Annotated in this window: 1 tRNA gene and 1 rRNA gene (1 of these 2 only partly in view); both read left to right on the top strand. The window is 47.7% G+C overall.

The features are described from left to right. The first annotated feature begins 87 nt into the window (after positions 1-87). A tRNA-Ala gene (locus QUA03_RS28155) sits at positions 88-160 on the top strand. A gap of 191 nt (positions 161-351) precedes the next feature. Further along, positions 352-1,024 (top strand): 23S ribosomal RNA (locus tag QUA03_RS28150); it runs 2,231 nt beyond the window's last position.

The following is a 1,024-nucleotide window of genomic DNA, read 5'->3' as shown; positions in this document are numbered from 1 at the left end:
AAAAAAGTGATGAATTGTCAGTAATGAGTAATGGATCATCAAAGATGAATTCAGGACTCATAAAATCAAAATCAGAACTTGCTTAGTGGGGGTATAGCTCAGTTGGTAGAGCGCCTGCCTTGCACGCAGGAAGTCAGCGGTTCGAGTCCGCTTACCTCCACTCTCACTAACTGCAACCAACTACAAAAAATAGAAATCAGCACCTAGACTATCGAGAGTGAAAGTCGGAATGCTGGAGTCTAGAACTCTAGTCAGAACCTTGAAAACTGCATAGAAATTAAGTCATCAAAGCATGTCAGTCATCCGAGCAATCGGAGCATCTGACAAGCGACCACCATGAAAAAATCAAGTGGTCAAGTTACAAAGGGCTAACGGTGGATACCTAGGCACACAGAGGCGAAGAAGGACGTGGCGACCGACGATAAGCTCCGGGGAGCTGGAAGCAAGCATTGATCCGGAGATGTCCGAATGGGGCAACCCAGTAAGCATCAGTTGAATACATAGACTGATAGCAGCGAACCCAGCGAATTGAAACATCTTAGTAGCTGGAGGAAGAGAAAGCAATAGCGATTTCCCAAGTAGTGGTGAGCGAACGGGAAACAGCCTAAACCAGAGGTTTTTACTTCTGGGGTCGTGGGACAGTCAATTAACGTATCTTCAAGCTAGACAAAGCAGTTGAAAGCTGCACCAGAGAAGGTGAAAGTCCTGTAGTCGAAAGTAGAAAAGAGCGTGACTGTATCCCGAGTAGCACGGGGCCCGTGAAATCCCGTGTGAATCAGCGAGGACCATCTCGTAAGGCTAAATACTACTGTGTGACCGATAGTGAACCAGTACCGCGAGGGAAAGGTGAAAAGAACCCCGGAAGGGGAGTGAAATAGAACATGAAACCGTTAGCTTACAAGCAGTGGGAGGACGATTTAACGTCTGACCGCGTGCCTGTTGAAGCATGAGCCGGCGAGTTATAGGCAGTGGCAGGTTAAGACCCTATGGGTTGCAGCCAAAGCGAAAGCGAGTTTGACAAGAG

Source organism: Microcoleus sp. S36b_A4 (assembly GCF_036700645.1).
Classification (GTDB): domain Bacteria; phylum Cyanobacteriota; class Cyanobacteriia; order Cyanobacteriales; family Microcoleaceae; genus Microcoleus.
The sequence above is the reverse complement of the archived record's forward strand: the minus strand, read 5'-3'. Positions and strand labels throughout refer to the sequence as shown.